General features: G+C 63.6%; 13 protein-coding genes. 3 read left to right on the top strand and 10 right to left on the bottom strand.

Annotated elements, in window-relative coordinates; genetic code table 11:
- Positions 1-14 precede the first annotated feature (14 nt).
- On the bottom strand, positions 15-1160 hold the full coding sequence (locus JNB89_RS26770; protein ID WP_220364199.1) for a PA0069 family radical SAM protein: 1146 nt from the start codon (positions 1158-1160) through the stop codon (positions 15-17).
- Between the two features lie 72 nt (positions 1161-1232).
- Positions 1233-1733 carry an Lrp/AsnC ligand binding domain-containing protein gene (locus JNB89_RS26765; protein ID WP_013340120.1) on the bottom strand — a complete coding sequence of 167 codons (501 nt, stop codon included), beginning with the start codon at positions 1731-1733 and terminating at the stop codon, positions 1233-1235.
- Between the two features lie 167 nt (positions 1734-1900).
- Between JNB89_RS26765 and JNB89_RS26760 the strand changes: the two genes are divergently transcribed.
- A complete protein-coding gene (locus JNB89_RS26760) occupies positions 1901-3187 on the top strand; it encodes a D-amino acid dehydrogenase (RefSeq protein ID WP_220364198.1) in 1287 nt (428 codons plus the stop codon).
- A gap of 155 nt (positions 3188-3342) precedes the next feature.
- Here JNB89_RS26760 and JNB89_RS26755 read toward each other — a convergent pair whose 3' ends face one another.
- The 6 genes from JNB89_RS26755 to JNB89_RS26730 all read right to left on the bottom strand — a co-directional run bounded on the left by JNB89_RS26755 (position 3343) and on the right by JNB89_RS26730 (position 9706).
- Positions 3343-5133 (bottom strand): acyl-CoA dehydrogenase, encoded by a 1791-nt coding sequence (locus tag JNB89_RS26755; RefSeq protein ID WP_220364197.1) that lies wholly within the window; start codon positions 5131-5133, stop codon positions 3343-3345.
- A gap of 144 nt (positions 5134-5277) precedes the next feature.
- A complete protein-coding gene (locus JNB89_RS26750) occupies positions 5278-6213 on the bottom strand; it encodes an electron transfer flavoprotein subunit alpha/FixB family protein (RefSeq protein ID WP_220364196.1) in 936 nt (311 codons plus the stop codon).
- Between the two features lie 16 nt (positions 6214-6229).
- Entirely contained in the window at positions 6230-6979 is a 750-nt protein-coding gene (locus tag JNB89_RS26745; protein WP_013340124.1) for an electron transfer flavoprotein subunit beta/FixA family protein, read from the bottom strand.
- Between the two features lie 236 nt (positions 6980-7215).
- The gene (locus JNB89_RS26740) at positions 7216-8013 is read right to left on the bottom strand and encodes a MetQ/NlpA family ABC transporter substrate-binding protein (RefSeq protein ID WP_013340125.1); all 798 of its coding nucleotides are present in this window, start codon (positions 8011-8013) and stop codon (positions 7216-7218) included.
- A 15-nt stretch (positions 8014-8028) separates the two neighbouring features.
- The gene (locus JNB89_RS26735) at positions 8029-8682 is read right to left on the bottom strand and encodes a methionine ABC transporter permease (RefSeq protein ID WP_013340126.1); all 654 of its coding nucleotides are present in this window, start codon (positions 8680-8682) and stop codon (positions 8029-8031) included.
- A complete protein-coding gene (locus tag JNB89_RS26730) occupies positions 8672-9706 on the bottom strand; it encodes a methionine ABC transporter ATP-binding protein (protein WP_013340127.1) in 1035 nt (344 codons plus the stop codon). The genes JNB89_RS26735 and JNB89_RS26730 overlap by 11 nt, the downstream gene beginning before the upstream one ends.
- A gap of 237 nt (positions 9707-9943) precedes the next feature.
- Between JNB89_RS26730 and JNB89_RS26725 the strand changes: the two genes are divergently transcribed.
- A complete protein-coding gene (locus tag JNB89_RS26725; protein WP_220364195.1) occupies positions 9944-10888 on the top strand; it encodes an alpha/beta hydrolase in 945 nt (314 codons plus the stop codon).
- Positions 10889-10907: 19 nt separating this feature from the next.
- Here JNB89_RS26725 and JNB89_RS26720 read toward each other — a convergent pair whose 3' ends face one another.
- Positions 10908-11708 carry an enoyl-CoA hydratase gene (locus JNB89_RS26720; protein WP_220364194.1) on the bottom strand — a complete coding sequence of 267 codons (801 nt, stop codon included), beginning with the start codon at positions 11706-11708 and terminating at the stop codon, positions 10908-10910.
- Positions 11709-11905: 197 nt separating this feature from the next.
- Positions 11906-12829, bottom strand: coding sequence for a histone deacetylase family protein (locus JNB89_RS26715; protein ID WP_013340130.1), 924 nt, complete (start codon positions 12827-12829; stop codon positions 11906-11908).
- A 342-nt stretch (positions 12830-13171) separates the two neighbouring features.
- Here JNB89_RS26715 and mltB point away from each other — a divergent pair, with 342 nt between their 5' ends.
- Positions 13172-14320 (top strand): lytic murein transglycosylase B, encoded by a 1149-nt coding sequence (gene mltB / locus JNB89_RS26710; RefSeq protein ID WP_013340131.1) that lies wholly within the window; start codon positions 13172-13174, stop codon positions 14318-14320.
- Positions 14321-14418 lie beyond the last annotated feature (98 nt).

Below are 14418 nucleotides of genomic sequence, written 5' to 3'. Positions count from 1 at the left end.
TGCAGCCCAGAGCGCTAGAAAAGATCGAGTTGCGGACTGCCGCGATTTGCCGCCTCGACTCGCGGCGCCTGCTGGCGCCTGAAGTGCGACATGTCCAGAATGCCGCGGTCGCGCTGGTTCAGCCCTAAACGGCGCACCGCCTTGTGAAAGCGCTGCTTCAGCAGATCCGCCCAGAGACCTTCGCCCTTCATTCGGGTGGAGAAAGACGAGTCGTAATCTTTGCCACCCCGCATATCGCGCACTCGCGCCATGACCCGTTCGGCGCGATCGGGGAAATGGGCACTGAGCCAGTCTTTGAACAGCGGCGCGACTTCCCACGGCAGGCGCAGCACGATATAGCTCGCGTTGCAGGCGCCCGCCTCAGCGCAAGCTTCGAGCACTCGCTCCATATCGGGCTCGGTCACAAACGGAATGACCGGCGCAATGCTTACGCCGACCGGAATACCCGCCTCGCTCAACGTGCGTATCGTGCGCAAGCGCCGGGACGGTGTGGCCGCCCGAGGTTCGAGCGTGCGGGCGATCTCCGGGTCAAGCGTGGTAATGGTGATGGCCGCCATGAATTGGCCGCGAGCCGCCATGGGCGCAAGCAGGTCCAGGTCGCGCTCGATCAGCGACGACTTGGTGATTGCCGCAAACGGATGATTGCGCTCGCTCAGCACCTCGACCACGCGCCGCGTGAGGCGCCAGTCGCGCTCCGCGGGCTGCCATGCGTCGGTATTGACGCCCAGCGCGATGGGCTCCGGCTCGTACGACTTTTTCGACAACTCACGCTCGAGCAATTCCGGTGCGTTAACTTTCGCGTAAATCCGGCTCTCGAAGTCGAGCCCCGGCGAGAGGCCGAGGTAACTATGCGTGGGCCGTGCGAAACAGTAGATGCAACCGTGCTCGCAGCCGCGATACGGATTGAGCGACACGCCAAACGGAATGTCCGGCGACGTGTTCCGCGTGAGAATGCTTTTTGCCCTTTCCTCGAACACCTGAGTGCGGAGCACCTTTGGCGCTTCGTCCTCTTCGGGCACGGCTACCCAGCCGTCGTCCACCGCTTCGCGCTGGTCGACTTCGTAGCGGCCCTGCAGGTTCGTTACCGCGCCGCGGCCCTTGCGCGGGGCGGGCGGCGCGATCGGATATTCGGCGATGGGAGCGGTACGGGGTTCGGTCACGGTCGTTCGGATGCAGGCGGACCTGTATAAATATACAGTGTTTACGCCGTTTGTCGAGTCCCGTTCGAACCGCTAACGCGTGGCTTCGTCCCCCACCGGAATGGTGAGCGTTTCCTTGATCTCTTCCATCACCACATAACTTTTCGACTGTACCGCGCCGGGTAGCTGAAGCAGGATATCGCCGAGCAGCTTGCGGTAGTCAGCCATTTCGCCGATGCGCGCCTTGATCAGGTAGTCGAAATCGCCGGACACGAGGTGGCATTCCAGCACCTCGGGGATCTTCTGCACCTCGCGCCGAAACTGGTCGAACATGTTGCCGCTCTTGTGGTCGAGCGTGATTTCGACGAACACCAGCAGCGCCGCGCCAAGCTCCGCCGGATTCACGCGCGCATAGTAGCCGGTGATTACGCCGTCGCGCTCCATGCGCTTGACGCGCTCGATACACGGCGTGACCGACAGTCCGACCTGCTCCGCAAGGTCTTTCATGGCCATTCGGCCATCCTGCTGCAGCAGGCGAAGAATCTTGTGATCGAGCTTGTCGAGCGCTCGGACCGGTTGGCGTTGTGTGCGCATGGCGTTTTTTCTGAAAATCGAAAAAATACAATAACAAAACCTACAAGCTCCCCAATAGTATAGCGATTAACACTGGGCGCCCCGCATTCCACGTCGTGAATCAAACGATTCAAAGCAAAACGGCGCAAGCACCGCCCTCGAATCCTTGCGAATTTTCTGGAGCAGCTATGCGAGTCGTCGTTTTGGGCAGTGGCGTCGTCGGGGTGACGAGTGCGTATTATCTGGCGCGCGCCGGTCATGACGTGACCGTCATCGACCGTGAAGCCGGCCCGGCCCTTCAAACGAGTTTTGCCAACGCCGGCCAGATCTCGCCGGGCTATGCGTCGCCGTGGGCCGCCCCCGGCGTGCCGTTGAAAGCCGTCAAGTGGATGTTCCAGAAGCACGCGCCACTTGCCATTCGCCTGGACGGCACGCAGTTCCAGTTGCAGTGGATGTGGCAGATGCTGCAGAACTGCACCGCCTCGCGTTACGCGGTCAACAAGGGCCGCATGGTCCGGCTCGCTGAGTACAGCCGCGATTGCCTGCAAGCGCTGCGCGCGGAAACCGGCATTCAGTACGAGGGACGCACCGGCGGCACGCTGCAGGTGTTTCGCACGCAACAGCAATTCGACGGCGCAGCGAAAGACATCGCCGTGCTGCGCGAGGCCAATGTGCCGTTCGAACTGCTTTCGGCGTCCGAACTGGCTCAGGCCGAACCGGCGCTCGCCGCCGTCTCGCACAAGCTGACGGGCGGTTTGCGCCTGCCGGGCGACGAAACCGGCGACTGTCAGATGTTCACCACGCGCCTCGCGGCGCTGGCCGAGCAGATGGGCGTCAAATTCCGCTACAACACGCCCATCGACGCGCTCGCCATGGCCGGCGACCGCATTGCCGGCGTGCAATGCGGCAATGAACTGGTGCGTGCCGATTCGTTCGTTGTCGCGCTCGGTTCTTATTCGACGAAATTCGTGTCGAGCCTCGTCAAGATCCCGGTGTACCCGCTCAAGGGTTATTCGATCACGGCGCCTATCATCAACGAAGCCGCAGCACCGGTCTCCACCGTGCTCGACGAAACCTACAAGATCGCGATCACCCGCTTCGACAACCGGATCCGCGTCGGCGGCATGGCTGAGATCGTGGGCTTCGACAAGTCGCTGCGGCAAGCACGGCGCGAAACGCTGGAACTGTGCGTGAACGATCTGTTCCCCGGCGGCGGCGACACGTCGAAGGCGAGCTTCTGGACAGGCCTGCGCCCCATGACGCCGGACGGCACGCCGATCGTCGGCCGCACACCGGTGCCGAACCTGTTTTTGAATACCGGCCACGGCACGCTCGGCTGGACGATGTCCTGCGGCTCTGGCCAACTGCTGGCCGACGTAATGTCCGGCAAGCAGCCCGCGATCAGGGCCGACGACCTGTCGGTGCATCGTTATCTCGGCGAGACAGGCGGCACGACTCGCCCGGCCTATGCGTAAGCGCTTTGCCGCGTCGAGCGTCCGGCTTGGCGCGTCCACACGCGGTGTGTAGTTGCACAAGCCGGCCTTGAGCCGACAAAAAAACGGCGCCCTTGCAAGGCGCCGTTTCCATTTCTGCCAGCGCTTTTTGGTCGGGTCTCAAACCCCGCCGAACATCAAAACTGATCCGCCGACAAAGCGAGCACGCCCTCACTGCCTTTCGCACTGACAATCGCAGCCTCCAGCGCACTCGCGAGCGGCAGCACGTGCTCGGCGTAAAACTGCGCGGTCGCGATCTTGGCGCCGTAAAACTGCGGGTCTTCGTCGCGCTTTTCTGTTGCGACCCGCAACGCGCGCGCCATTTGCCAGCCGCCCAGCACGATGCCTGCGAGCTTCAGGTACGGCACGCTGCCGGCAAACACCGCGTTGGGATCGCCCTTCGTATTCGCGAGGACAAAATCGACCACCGCGCTCAGCGAGCGCTGGCCCTGCGCGAGGTGTTTGCGCATCGATTCGAACGCAGCACCCTGCTGCGCGCCGAGCGACTCAACCGTTTCAGCGACGCCCGCAAGCAGTGACTTCGCGACCTTGCCGCCGTCGCGCACCGTCTTGCGGCCGATCAGGTCATTGGCCTGAATCGCAGTCGTGCCTTCGTAGATCGGCAAAATGCGGGCGTCGCGGTAATACTGCGCGGCGCCCGTTTCTTCGATGAAACCCATGCCGCCGTGCACCTGCACGCCGAGGCTCGTCACGTCGATCGACAACTCCGTGCTCCAGCCCTTCACGATCGGCACGAGGAATTCGTTGATGGCCTGATGTTCGGCGCGCTTGCGCGCGTCCGGGTGGCGGTGCGCAATGTCACTGTGTGCAGCTGCCACGTAGGCGAGCGCGCGCGACGCTTCGGTGAGCGCGCGCATTGTCGAGAGCATGCGGCGCACGTCGGGATGCTCGATGATGGGGACCGGCTGTTTTGAGGAGCCGTCGACCGGCCGGCTTTGCACGCGCTCCTTCGCGTAGGCGACCGCCTTCTGATAGGCGCGGTCCGAGACGCCCACGCCCTGCATGCCCACCGCGAAGCGCGCCGCGTTCATCATGATGAACATGTACTCGAGGCCGCGATTTTCCTCGCCGATCAGATGTCCGATTGCGCCGCCGTGATCGCCGAATTGCAGTACCGCAGTCGGGCTCGCCTTGATGCCGAGCTTGTGCTCGATGGAAACGCAATGCACGTCGTTGCGCTCGCCGAGCGACCCGTCAGGATTGACGAGAAACTTCGGCACGATGAAAAGCGAGATGCCCTTCACGCCCTCGGGCGCGCTCGGCGTGCGCGCCAGCACGAGATGCGCGATGTTCGCCGCCATGTCGTGCTCGCCCCACGTGATGAAAATCTTCGTGCCGAATAGCTTGAACGAGCCGTCGTCTTGCGGCTCGGCGCGAGTGCGCACGAGCGCGAGGTCGGAGCCAGCCTGCGGCTCCGTGAGGTTCATCGTGCCGGTCCATTCGCCGGAAATGAGCCTGGGCACATAGGTCTGTTTCTGCGCGTCGCTGCCGGCGGTGAGAAGCGCCTCGATTGCGCCGTCGGTCAGCAACGGACAGAGCGCGAACGACAGGTTCGACGCGTTCAGCATCTCCACACAAGGCGTGGCAATGAGCTTGGGCAGGCCCTGGCCGTCATAGTCGAGCGGATGCTGCACACCTTGCCAGCCGCCTTCGGCAAACTGGCGGAACGCTTCCTTGAAGCCCGGCGTGGCCGTCACGACGCCGTCGTTCCAACTACTCGGATTGCGGTCGCCCTCGACGTTCAACGGGGCCAGCACCTCGCCGCACAGCTTTGCCGACTCTTCGAGCACCGCCTGAGCGGTGTCGAGGCTCGCGTCCTCGAAGCCCGGCAGGGTTGCAATCTGTTCGAGGTCCGCCAGTTCCTTCATCACGAACAGCATGTCCTTGATGGGCGCCGTATAGCTCATTTCTGCTCTCCTCCTTCCTGATGGAAAAAGGGCGCGGGACTTGTTCGGTCCTGCGCCCTTCGTGTGTCGCCAAACGCCCTTGGGTCGCTTGCTAGTTCTTATTAATGGCTTATTGGATGGCTTGCCGGGGTGACACGAGGACGCTTAGCCGAGTTCCTTCACGAGTTCCGGCACGAGCGTGAACAGGTCGCCGACAAGACCATAGTCCGCGACGCTGAAAATCGGTGCTTCGGGATCCTTGTTGATGGCCACGATCACCTTCGAGTCCTTCATGCCCGCCAGATGCTGGATCGCACCCGAAATGCCGACCGCCACATACAGTTGCGGCGCAACGATCTTGCCGGTCTGGCCGACCTGGTAGTCGTTCGGTACGAAGCCTGCGTCGACCGCCGCGCGCGAGGCGCCGAGCGCCGCGTTCAGCTTGTCGGCGAGCGGCTCGAGAACCTGCGTATAGTTCTCGCCGTTGCCCAAACCGCGGCCGCCCGAGACGATGATCTTCGCCGACGTGAGTTCAGGACGGTCGAGCTTCGTCACTTCGCGGCTCACGAACTGCGAGATGCCCGCGTCTGCTGCTGCTTCGATCTTCTCGACCGCTGCGCTGCCGCCTTCAGCTGCGACAGCGTCGAAGCCGGTCGTGCGCACGGTGATGACCTTGATCGGATCGGCCGATTGCACGGTGGCAATCGCGTTGCCCGCGTAAATGGAACGCTCGAACGTGTCGGCGGAATCCACTGCGGTGATGTCGCTGATCTGCGCGACGTCGAGCTTCGCGGCGATACGCGGCGCGATGTTCTTGCCGTAGGCGGTCGCGGCAGTGAGGATGTGCGAGTAATCTTTCGCGACGTTCAGGACCGTAGCCTCGACGTTTTCCGCGAGCCCTTCGGCCAGTTGCGGCGCGTCCGCGAGCAGGACCTTCGAAACGCCCGCGATCTTCGCAGCAGCGTCCGCCGCGGCCTGCGCGTTGTGGCCGGCCACCAGCACGTGAATGTCGCCGCCGATCTTCTGCGCGGCTGCAACCGTATGCAGCGTCGCGGCCTTGATCGACTGATTATCGTGTTCTGCAATTACCAGATTCGTCATTTGCCCTGTCTCCCTGTCACAGCACCTTGGCTTCGGTCTTCAGCTTCTCGACCAGCGTCTTCACGTCCGGCACCTTCACGCCGGCGGAACGCCCGGGCGGCTCGGCAACTTTCAGCGTCTTCAGACGCGGCGTGACATCGACACCCAGGTCTTCGGGCTTGATCGTTTCCAGCGGCTTTTTCTTCGCCTTCATGATGTTGGGCAGCGTCACGTAGCGCGGCTCGTTCAGGCGCAGATCCGTCGTGACGACTGCGGGCAGTTTCAGCGACAGCGTTTCAGCGCCGCCGTCCACTTCGCGCGAAACAGTAGCCTTGCCGTCAGCAACGACGACCTTCGACGCAAACGTCGCCTGCGGCAGACCCGCCAATGCGGCGAGCATCTGGCCGGTCTGGTTCGAGTCGTCGTCAATGGCCTGCTTGCCGAGAATCACCAGCTGCGGCTGTTCCTTGTCGACCAGTGCCTTCAGCAGCTTGGCAACGGCCAGCGGCTGCAACTCTTCGTTCGACTCGATCAGGATCGCGCGGTCCGCGCCGATTGCGAGCGCCGTGCGCAGCGTTTCCTGCGATTGCGTGACGCCGCACGATACGGCGATCACCTCAGTGGCCACGCCCGCTTCCTTCAGGCGGACCGCTTCTTCAACCGCGATTTCGTCGAACGGATTCATCGACATCTTCACGTTCGCGATGTCGACGCCCGTGCCATCCGACTTGACCCGGACCTTCACGTTGTAGTCGACCACTCTCTTCACTGGCACCAGGATTTTCATGCACACGCTCCAAAGTTACGAATACGTCAACCCAACGAACATTATAACGACTGCCCTCGTGGCGGCCTTGTCGCGGGCGCTCTAGCAGGAGAATATCGCTCCCCAGCGGCGTGACGGCAATAACGAACGGTCGTTCTATTTTAACCGCGAAAAAACCCGGGCGCCAACCCCGGGTTCCGACTTACGACTCTAATTTGCATATCGCCGGTTGCTGACGCGGGCGCGAAGCCTTCAGTTCACCACGCCGTAATCACCGCGCCGCCGAACTTCCCTTCGACAAACTGCTTTACTTCCGGCGAATGGTAAGCGGCGACCAGCTTCGCGACCCACGGCTTGTTCCTGTCGGCCTCGCGGATTGCGATGATGTTCACATACGGCCCCTGCGGGTCTTCAATCGCGATCGCGTCCTGCTTGGGCTTCAGACCCGCTTCCATCGCGAAATTGGTGTTGATCGCGGCGGCGTCCACGTCGTTAAGCGAGCGCGGAATCTGCGCCGCGTCGAGTTCGACGATCTTCAGCTTCTTCGGATTGTCGACGATGTCGAGCGGCGTGGCCTTCAGGCCCGCTTCGGCGCGCAGCTTCAGCAGCCCCTGCTTTTGCAGCAGCAACAGCGCGCGGCCGCCATTGGTCGGATCGTTCGGCACGGCGATCTTCGCGCCGGGCTGCAGATCAGCCAGCTTCTTCAGCTTCTTCGAATAGATGCCCATCGGGTAAGTGACGGTGTCCGCCACGCGGATCAGCTTGTAGCCGCGATCCTTGACCTGCGCCTGCAAGTACGGGTCGTGCTGATAGCTGTTCGCGTCCAGATCGCCGCCCGCGAGCGCCGCGTTCGGCTGCACGTAGTCGGAGAACTCGACGATCTTGATGTTCAAACCGTTCTTCGCCGCAACCGTCTTCACGACTTCCATGATCTGGGCATGCGGACCGCCGGTCACGCCGACCTTGATGGTTTCTTCCGCGCGAGCGGCATGGGCGGCGAACAGCGACGCGGCGCCGAGCGCCGCGACGAGCTTGAGAATGAAACGACGTTGCATGATGGACCTTTTGATTTATTTATGGCTCAGACGACGCACGAGCCAATCCCCGAACGACTGCACCAACTGCACGAAGACGATCAGAATCACCACGACCGTCAACATTACTTCCGGCAGGAAACGCTGGTAACCGTAGCGAATGCCGAGGTCACCCAGACCGCCGCCGCCGATCGCGCCCGCCATTGCCGAGTAGCCGACCAGCGAGACGAACGTGATCGTCAGGCCCGCCACCACGCCCGGCAGCGATTCGGGCAGCAGCACCTTGAAGACGATCTGACTGGTGGTCGCGCCCATTGCCTGCGCCGCCTCGATCAGGCCGCGGTCGACTTCGCGCAGCGCTGTTTCCACGAGGCGCGCGATGAACGGCGCCGCGGCGATAGTCAGCGGCACCACGGCCGCAGCGGTGCCGATCGACGATCCGACCACGAGACGCGTAAACGGAATCACCGCCACCAGCAGAATGATGAACGGCGTGGAGCGCACTGCATTCACGATCACGCCCATCACGCGATTCACCGCCAGGTTCTGCAACACGCCCTGACGGTCCGTCAGATACAGCAGCACGCCAAGCGGCAAGCCCACCAACGCCCCGACCAGTCCGGAAATGCCCACCATGACGAGTGTTTCCCAGAACGACTGGACGAACATATCGAACATTTCACTCAACATACGAGAGCTCCTCCACCACCACACCCTGCTCGCGCAGATACGCGAGCGCCTGCGCTACCTTTGCCGGCTCGCCGCCCGCCAGCACCGCGAGCGAGCCGAACGCCTGCCCCTGAATCTCGTCGATCTGGCCGTGCAGGATGTTGAAGTCCAGCTCATAGCGGCGAATCGTCTCGGAGAGAATCGGCTGGTCCACGCCGGAACCGGTGAACGCCAGACGCAGCAGGTGGCCGCTGCCCGTCTTCAGACGCTCGGCGACACGCGCCTTCATCGCAGGCGGCAGTTCCTGGGCGATCACGTCGCCGATCAGCGCGCGCGTGACTTCGTGATGCGGCTGCAGGAACACGTCGATCACCTTGCCCTGTTCGACGACGCGGCCCGCGTCGAGCACCGCGACGCGATCGCACACCTGCTTGATCACATCCATCTGATGGGTGATCAGCACGATGGTCAGGTTCAGTTCGCGGTTGATGCGCTTGAGCAGTTCGAGGATTGCGCGGGTCGTTTCAGGATCGAGCGCGGACGTCGCTTCGTCCGAGAGCAGCACCTTCGGCTTGCTCGCGAGCGCGCGTGCAATGCCCACGCGCTGCTTCTGCCCGCCGCTGATCTGCGCCGGATAGCGGTCCTTCTGCGCGGACAGGCCCACCAGCTCCAGCAGCGGCACCACGTTCGCCTCGATTTCGTCGCGCTTCATGCCGGCGAGTTCGAGCGGCAATGCGACGTTTTCGAACACAGTGCGCGACGACAGCAGGTTGAAGTGCTGAAAGATCATGCCGATCTCGCGGCGCGCCTCGCGCAACTGCGGGGCCGGCAGCGTGGTCAGATCGCGGCCGTCGACTACGATGTTGCCCTCGGTGGGCCGCGTGAGCAGATTGATGGTGCGTACAAGCGTGCTCTTGCCCGCGCCGCTGCGGCCGATGATGCCGAACACCTCGCCTGCCGGAATCGACAGATTGACGTTGTGGAGCGCCTCGACCCAGCCCCGGGGTCCGGCAAAGCGCTGGGAGATATTGCGTATTTCGATCATGGAAAAACGAAACGGCGGGATTGCCGACGAGCGTTGAGCGCTCCCCGGCCAAGCGTCCGCCGTCACTTTTATTGGGATTTGAGCCCGCGATTCTACCGCAGCCCCGTCATTCGCTTTAATAATCAATTACGATCTTTTCATAACTGATAGAAATTAGAGGCGAAGCCTACCGTTCCTGCGCCCGGAGCGCGCCACGACCCACTATGATCTGGCCAACAGAACGGACGGACACCGCCAATGGAGACCTCGCAACACGGATACGTCAGTGCAGACCTCAACGTACCGGGCACCTCCCAGCTTGTGCGCTCGAGTGTCGTCACGGCGGATCACCTGCAGTTGCCGCTGTACCGTTGGCCCACCCGAGAAACGCCGCGCGCGACGGTTGCGCTGATTCACGGACTCGCCGAACACGCGGGCCGCTACGCGCCGCTCGCCGCGCGCCTGAATGAAGCCGGCATCGAACTGCTGGCAGTCGATCTGCGCGGTCACGGCGAGGCGCCGGGCAAACGGGCCTACGTCGAGCGTTTCGACGACTACCTGCTGGACGCGCAGGCCCTGCTCGACGCCGCCGCGCAAAGCCATCCGCATACACACGTGCCGCTCTTTCTGATGGGCCATAGCATGGGCGGCGCGGTTGCCGCGCTCCATACCATCGAGCAGGCGGCCGGCGCGGGCGACGGGCTTGCAGAACCGGGCAGCCGTACGAAGCTGAGCGGCCTGATTCTGTCGAGTCCCGCGCTAGCGCCCGGGCGAGACGTGCCCGGCTGGATGCTCAGGCTAAGCCAGGTGATCAGCCGCCTGTGGCCCAACTTCCCAGCGATGAAAATCGACGCCGCCCTGCTTTCGCGCGTGCAGTCCGTGGTCGACGCCAATCTCAGCGACCCGCTCGTGCACCACGGCCCGATTCCCGCGCGTACCGGCGCGGAGCTGTTGCTGGCAATGGCGCGCATCGAACGCGGCCGCACGCAACTGCGGGTGCCGCTCCTCGTCTATCACGGCACCGCCGACAAACTCACCGAGCCTGAAGGCAGCGAGGCCTTCGCCCAGCACGCCGGCTCGCCGGACAAAACGCTCAGGCTCTACGAAGGCAGCTTTCACGAGACGATGAACGATCTGGACCGTGACCGCGTGATCGGCGAGCTGATCGAGTGGATCGAGCAGCACCTGAGCCCGGCGCCTTAGCGCTTGCACTTTGCGTGGATCAGCGCTTCCAGTCGGGCGCGCGTTTGTCGATGAACGCCTGCACGCCTTCGAGCGCGGACTCGTCCATCATGTTGCAGGCCATGGTCTGGCCCGCGAGCTGGTATGCGGCCTCGATGCCCATTTCAAGCTGCCGGTAAAACAGACCCTTGCCCGCGCTCACGGCTTCGACTGGCTTCGCGCAGATGCTGGTGGCAAGGCGCGCGATCTCGGCGTCGAGCGAGTCCATCGGCGCCACGCGATTGATGAGGCCTTGCTGCTTAGCCTCCGCGGCGTCGATGAACTCTCCGGTCAGCAGCATTTCGAGCGCTGCCTTGCGCGACAGATTGCGCGACAGCGGCACGGAGGGCGTCGCGCAAAAGAGCCCGAGGTTCACACCCGACACGGCGAAGCGCGCGGTCTGCGCCGCCACCGCCAGATCGCACATCGCGACGAGCTGGCAACCGGCGGCCGTCGCAATGCCGTGGACGCGCGCGATCACCGGCTGCGGCAAACGCTGGATCGTCATCATGAGTTTCGTGCAGCGCGCGAACAGTGCCTGGTAATACGCGAGCGACGGAGCCGCGCGCATTTCCTTCAGATCATGGCCCGCGCAGAACGCGCGTCCGGCACCGGCGATCACCACCACGCGCGCCTGCGACTGGGCGAGTCCGCTCAATGCGCTCTGCAACGCGTCGAGCAGGCCCTCGGAGAGCGCGTTGAAAGCGTCGGGCCGGTTCATCGTCAGACGGACGACGCCCGGCACGCCGTACGCGTCGTATTCCGTTTCCACCAGCGATGCGTTTTGTGCTTCGGCAGTCATGGCTCGCTCCGTTCACGCGATCGGTCACTCGGGTGTGCGCTGGACGTTGCGCTGGTTGCGCTGGTTGCGCTGTTTGCTGTTGTTACGCTCGTTGCTTTCGTTGCGGGTTGGCCATCCGCGCGGTGGCGGTTGGCCACACGGTTGCAGTCTGCGCGGCGTCGGTGGCGGCGGTGGGGCCGCGCGCCTGCAATCGCCCGTCAGATTTCGGCCAGCGCGCGCACGTGGGCGACCACGCTGCGCCCAAGCGCCGAGAGGTTGTAGCCACCTTCGAGACAGCTCACGATGCGCCCGCCTGCATGGCGTTTTGCGATGTCGCGAATCTGCTCGGTGATCCATACGTAGTCGTCCTCGACGAGGCCCATATTGCCGAGATCGTCTTCGCGATGCGCGTCGAAGCCCGCGGACACGAACAGCATTTCCGGCTTGAAATCGTTCAGGCGCGGCAGCCACAGCATGTCCACCGCCTCGCGCACGGCCATGCCTTTGGAGCGCGCGGGCATGGGCACGTTGCACATGTTCGGCGCCTGGTTGTCGGCACCGGTAAATGGATAGAACGGGTGTTGGAAGAAGCTGCACATCAGCACGCGCGGGTCGCCGGAAAAGGCCGCCTCGGTGCCGTTGCCGTGATGCACGTCGAAGTCGATGACGGCCACGCGCTGCAAGCCATGCACCTCGAGTGCATGACGCGCGGCGATCGCCACGTTGTTGAAGAAGCAGAAGCCCATCGCGCGAGCCGGTTCCGCGTGATGGCCGGGCGGACGCACGCTGCAGAACGCGTTGTCGAAGCGGCCCTCGATGACCGCGTCGGTAGCTGCCACGGCCGCGCCCGCCGCGCGCAAGGCGGCCTGCAGCGTATGCGGGTTCATCGACGTGTCGGGGTCGATTTCCGCAAGCCCCTCGACGGGCGCACGGCCGCGAATGTAGTCGACGTGCGCCTGCGTGTGCACGCGCAGCAGCGCTGCTTCGTCGGCAAGCGGCGGCGACTCGCGTTCGATCAGCGCGTCGATGCGGCTCGCGATCAATTGATCTTCGATGGCCTGCAGCCGGGCGGGGCATTCGGGATGCCATTGCCCCATGTCGTGCAGCAGACAGTCGGCGTGGGAATAGAAGCCTGTTGCCATGATTCTCTTCTGCGGCGCGGCGCCCGTGATGGCGTGCGCGGCGTGTCTCCGTCCAGGGGCGCGCGCCCGCGGCGCGCCAACACTCATCAAGTTACCACACGAGGCGGCCTGGCCGCGCGCCGATGCCCGGCGCTGCTGCCGCGCGGCATCACACCTGGCCGTTGTAACCCGACTGGCACAGTTTCGCGGAATGCCTCGGGTATACTGCCCGTTCCGTTTTCCTCCGTCTTTGTCTTTTTCGCACCGCGCCTCCAGCTCACTATGACCGTCAAGCTTGCCCTGTCTGCACGAAACCGGCCCAGTACCCGAAGCATCGCCGCCACACTCTCCGTCGCATCGTGCATGTTCATGGCAAACGCTCCGGCTCTCGCGCAGAGCGTCGGCAAGAAACCGCCGGTGCTCGTCGCTCAGGCACAGCCGCAAACCGGTGTTGCGCAGGGGCAAACGTTTGAGGAGGAGATCATCCCGCAGCGCTACGCGAACAATGCGAATGTGGATGCGTTCATCAACGACATGGTGGCGCGCTACGACTTCGACGAGTCCGCGTTGCATTCGCTTTTTGCGGGCGTCAGCTATTCGGCGACCGCCGTGAAACTGGTCACGCCGTCGCCCTCGCCCACGGTCAAGAACTGGCGCGCATATCAGTCGCGCTTTCTCGATCAGATTCGCATCAATGCGGGCGTGCGTTTCTGGCGCGCGAACCAGGCCACGTTGCAGCGCGCCTACGAAGAGTTCGGCGTGCCGCCGGAGGTGATTGTCGGCATTCTCGGCGTGGAGACGATTTACGGGCGTTTCATGGGCAACTTCCGGGTGCTGGATGCGCTGACCACGCTCACCTTCGACTACCCGAATACGCCTAATCGCGCGGACCGCCAGGCGACCTTCCGCAAGAATCTCGAAGATTACCTGGTCTGGACGCGCGATTCGCAGATTGATCCGACTACAGTGCTCGGCTCGTACACCGGCGCGATCGGCATTCCGCAGTTCCTGCCGAGCAGCATCGTGCAGTATGCAGTGAGCTACGACGGCAAGAAGGACATCGACCTGCGCGCAAGCCAGGCCGATGCGATCGGCAGCGTTGCGAATTATCTGCGGCAGAACGGCTGGGAAAACGGCCGGCCGGTCGTGTGGAAAATCGGCTCGGACGCGGGGAGCCTCGGCGTCGCGCAAGCCGCCGCGGACGGCGCGCCGGAACCGCATTGGCCGCTCGACCAGTTGCTGCGCGCGGGGCTCGTGCTCAACGAGCCGGACGTGAACGTTGCGGCCGAGGCGGGAACGCCGGTCACGGTGGTCGACTTGCCTTCGCCGGGACGCGGCACCGAATACATGCTGGGCTTGAAGAATTTTTATGTGCTGACGCGCTATAACCGCAGCTTCTTCTACGCGCTGGCGGTCTATCAGTTGGGGCAGCGCATCAAGTCGCAAATGGAAGCGAGCGACGCCGCCAATGCCGCGAACAACGCGGCGCCGTCGGGCGCGGCTTCGCAATAACTGCAAGGGCAAGCCGGCCGCACGCGTGCTGTCCCGAAGATATAAAAAAGCGCCGGCCGGCGCTTTTTTTATTGTGTGGTCAGCGGGCGCGAGAAGCA

This window comes from Paraburkholderia phenoliruptrix, assembly GCF_019511605.1.
GTDB lineage: Bacteria > Pseudomonadota > Gammaproteobacteria > Burkholderiales > Burkholderiaceae > Paraburkholderia > Paraburkholderia phenoliruptrix_A.
Note: the sequence above shows the minus strand (reverse complement) of the source record. Positions and strands in the feature narration are given on the sequence as shown.